Here is a 3770-nt window from a genome sequence, read left to right as displayed (position 1 = left end):
TTCCCCCAGAAAAGTCGCAAGGAAATTGAAGCTATGTTTGGACTAAGTGATTTAAAACAAACGAGAGTCTATCAAGAGGCACTGGCCGAAGGAGAAGAACGGGGTCTAGAACGGGGTCTAGAACGGGGTCTAGAACGGGGTCTAGAACGGGGTCTAGAACGGGGTCTGCAAGAGGGGGAACGTCTGGTGGTGGAAAACCTGCTCCGAGTCCGTTTTGGTGAGTTAGACCCAGAAATTCAAGCTATTATCAGCCGGATTTTACAACTGTCCCCGGAAGAATTTACCCCTTTACTCCTACAGTGTTCTAAGCAGGAACTCTTAAAGCGATTTCCCCCAGAAAAGTCGCGAGGAAATTGAAGCTATCACCCCCCTTATCAAGGAGGGAAGGGGGGATCGACACCCCCCTTATCAAGGGGGGATTAAGGGGGGATCAAGGGTAGGGTTAATTCATGAATTAACCCTACTATGAGAGTTAATTCATGAATTAACCCTACTACTTCCCCCAGAAAAGCTGAAAAAGTAGGGGCAAAGGTAGAAAACGGGTTTCTCGGAGAAACCCGTTTTCTGTGCGTTACTCACAGGAGGCAAAGGTAGAACCCTAGAACTAGAAAAAACCAAAAACCCCCCCGATAAGGGGAGGTTTTTTCTAGCCGAGGGGCAGAGGATTAAGCAATGAAAGTGTTAAACTGAGCGTTGCCGAAGATAGCGTAATCTCCAGCAGTCATCTCCACGCGGGAAATGACGGTGAAAACATCTGTCGCTTTAATCTTCGCATCGCCACCACTATTGACTACACCCAATACCATCTGGCTATTAGCCGAATCGTAGTAGGAGGTGAGAATATCAATACCAGCCGCACCAACAGTGATCTCTCCACCAGCGATAGCGGCATTAAAGCCTTCCTGTGCGGTGTTACCTGCCGTGTTATTGCCTGTCTCCGTGAGTCTGAGGAAATTGGCCGTCTCGGTTGATAGGTTAACCGTAGCACCCTGGGCCACCGAGATAGTCGCCACCTCATCACCAGCAGCCACAGCAGTATTCTTAAGGGTCTCTAAGGGGGCAGTAGCACCACTAACACCAGCGGTTGAAATCGTAATGAGGTCGGTGGTAGTTTTGGTGGCACCAGTGAGGAAATCGGTGACGGTGCTGTAACTAGCTTGCACATTTAACGCTGCATTTCCAGCCACAGCCTTGGTGAAGATAACCGTATCGAACCCATCCCCTAATGTGATCTGGTCAGGACCAACAGAACCAGTGATGGTGTCTTTTCCAGTACCGCCACTGATGAAGTCATTGTTCTTACTACCAAACAGAGCATCATCGAAAGTGGAGCCGGTGAGGTTAATTCCCACAGTAGATCCCGGGTTAGATACTTGCGTCATGGTTAAACCAGTGGTTCCAGCGGTTGCCTCCGTCAGACCAGAAGCATCCAATTTCTCGGCTGTCACTGCACCAATGATTGTCAGGCTGGAGTTACCAGTGATGGTGATGGTTTCCACCACACCAGGGGTCTGAGGAAGGGTTATTGCGCCAATTTTATGAGTACCAGCGCCAGAGTTATTGACGACAAGCTTAAGTTGCTCGATCGAGAGGTTAGGCGTGTCGGTGTTATTCAGGTTGAGGTTGCCGACAGCAATGTTAGCCTTTTCTGTTTGCAAAGGAGTAGTGGGATCATCGCCGTCGATGGTGAAGGTCAAAGAATCGTTGTTACCACCACCATTGGCTTGTACGTTGAGAGTAAAACCAACAGATGTATTCTTTAAGACGTTAACCGAGTTGGCACCTGCGGCAAAGCGGATCGTGTAGTTATCCGCAGTCGGTGCGGCTAGGGTCACCGTGGTGATCTTATCACCGATTAGGTCAGCCCGGAGAGTCTTGTTAGCCGTGCCTCCACTAGATAAGGTCAGGCTTTGGGTATTTTTGATGTTGGTATCGGCTGCGGTAATGGTTTCTGCATCTGCCGCCGCTACTGCTAAAGTGTTGGCACCGTCGCCACCGTCCACTTTATCGGTGGCAGTGAACTCACCTGCCTTGAAACGGAAAGTGTCATTACCTTTGCCGCCGAGGAAATCCACTGTACCGTTGCCCGCAGTCACGTCCAGATCACCTTCAAGGGCAGAAGCGTCCAGCTTGGTGGCGGTGTTGGGGAGAGCAGCAGCGATGAGGAGATCCTGATCTCCAGTGATGGTGATTTCCTTCGAGCCAGTGGCGGTTAGTGCCTTCACAGCGTTGGCTAGACCCTTGCTTTCGATGGAAATCTTTTCGTAACCATTGTTACCCGATACCGGACTAAGTCCTAAGGTTAAGAAAGTGGCAGCAGCACCGGTGACGGGGCTGAAGCTACCCACCTGATTGAGGGTGACAGCCACTGTATCTTCACTACCCGCTAGAGCGGCACCCGCAATAGTGATAGTGAGTGGTACGTCAGCAGTGAGGCCAGTACGATTGACCGAGACTTTTTCTACCGCCGTCTGGAAGTTGCTGAGATCAAGTCCTTTTGTGCTATCTGATAGGTCAACATTTTTAACCCCAACAACATTAGCACCGAATACCTGTAATAAGGCATCTTTGCCCGTATTAACCACGTTGAGGGTCTCGATGCCCTTCATCGTCGGTAGCACTGGACCGGTATTGAGGGTGTCTCCACCGGTGTTGAGAACTGTCAAGGTGGGGTTGGTGCCGGAACCGGTGAGATTGTCACCACTGTTGAAGGTGGCGTTAAATTCACCGAAATTATTGACCGTCGGAGCGAGGAAGCTATTGGCGGTGAGTATGTCCACACCTGCGGTGAGGATGGCACTGTTGCCCACACCAGCCGCCGCCTGGGCCGCCAAAATATTAAGGTCTTTGGCCGCAGTAACACTAGCCTCTTCTGCTGTGACGGTTTCGAGGATGCTCCAAGAGGTGTTGTAGTATTCCTCGGTAAAGCTAGTAATACCTTGCAGTTGGAACTGGGCAGCGAAATCAAGAGCTACTTCTGCCCGGTTGACCAGGGCCTGTTGAATTGCAGGGGGCTGGAACTGGTTAAGGACGATGGGGAAATCTAAAATATTAGGAATGCCGTTGCCATCGCTGTCGGCGGGACTACCGTCGGAATTGGTGAGACCGAGCCATTCAACCCAGTAGTCAATCTCGGCGGGGTCTAAATCGGCTTCTTGTAGGCCGTAGGCATTGTTAAAGACCTCTAGAACGTACTGCTTTCTGGTAGCATCGGTGGCGGCTCCAGGGGCAGCTAGGAGGGGATAGGTTTCTTGGGCTGCGGTCGAAGTGGCGAAAACAAGAACCGTTTCTTCCCAGGTCAGGGATGTCAAGCTAGGGTTAGTCTGCCACAAGCTAATGTCAGAGGCTGACGGAGCTTGGGAAGCATAAAGAATATTTAACGAAGCGTACACTTCTGGACTGATTGCCATGTTTTTAATCTCAACTCCTCACGGTTATGATAATTTGAGTTCGTCTAGAGGTCGGGGGACCCTAACGGCTACTCGGATAAAATTATAACAAATTTTTCTGGTTTGGGCAAGTAGAAATCCTGTGGACATAAAAAAGTTATTCCTTGGACAGTCTGAATGGTGGCTTGACCCTAAGTTTTTCCCGCAGGAAAAACTGGGGGTAGGAAAAGCCCTCTTAAGTAGGGTTTGCTGAAAAAGTTTTTCGTGGGGGCAGGGTGTGGGGTGTGGGGTGTGGGGTGTAGGGTTTTACCGATTTTCATCTGGTCAATTACCTAATTTTCAGGGAAAAAGTACCTGAATTTTCCCCCCGCTCACTCCCAG

General features: G+C 50.2%; 2 protein-coding genes and 1 pseudogene. 1 reads left to right on the top strand and 2 read right to left on the bottom strand.

All coding sequences use genetic code 11. The features are described 5' to 3' along the window. Positions 1-357 (top strand): annotated as a pseudogene (locus tag PX482_RS09545) (Rpn family recombination-promoting nuclease/putative transposase); the annotation flags it as partial. A gap of 308 nt (positions 358-665) precedes the next feature. Here PX482_RS09545 and PX482_RS09540 read toward each other — a convergent pair. Both PX482_RS09540 and PX482_RS09535 read right to left on the bottom strand, forming a co-directional pair. Continuing rightward, complete coding sequence (locus PX482_RS09540) at positions 666-3410, bottom strand: beta strand repeat-containing protein (RefSeq protein ID WP_288122366.1); 2745 nt, start codon at positions 3408-3410, stop codon at positions 666-668. Between the two features lie 170 nt (positions 3411-3580). Further along, complete coding sequence (locus PX482_RS09535; RefSeq protein ID WP_288023956.1) at positions 3581-3709, bottom strand: hypothetical protein; 129 nt, start codon at positions 3707-3709, stop codon at positions 3581-3583. Positions 3710-3770 lie beyond the last annotated feature (61 nt).

The organism is Microcystis sp. M53602_WE12, from assembly GCF_030065455.1.
Lineage (GTDB): Bacteria > Cyanobacteriota > Cyanobacteriia > Cyanobacteriales > Microcystaceae > Microcystis > Microcystis aeruginosa.
Note: the sequence above shows the minus strand (reverse complement) of the source record. Positions and strands in the feature narration are given on the sequence as shown.

Bases quoted from the DNA above. Each gene is read 5' to 3' on its own strand.
- PX482_RS09540 (WP_288122366.1), bottom strand. From the start codon at position 3,410: ATGGCAATCAGTCCAGAAGTGTACGCTTCGTTAAATATTCTTTATGCT.
- PX482_RS09535 (WP_288023956.1), bottom strand. From the start codon at position 3,709: ATGAAAATCGGTAAAACCCTACACCCCACACCCCACACCCCACACCCT.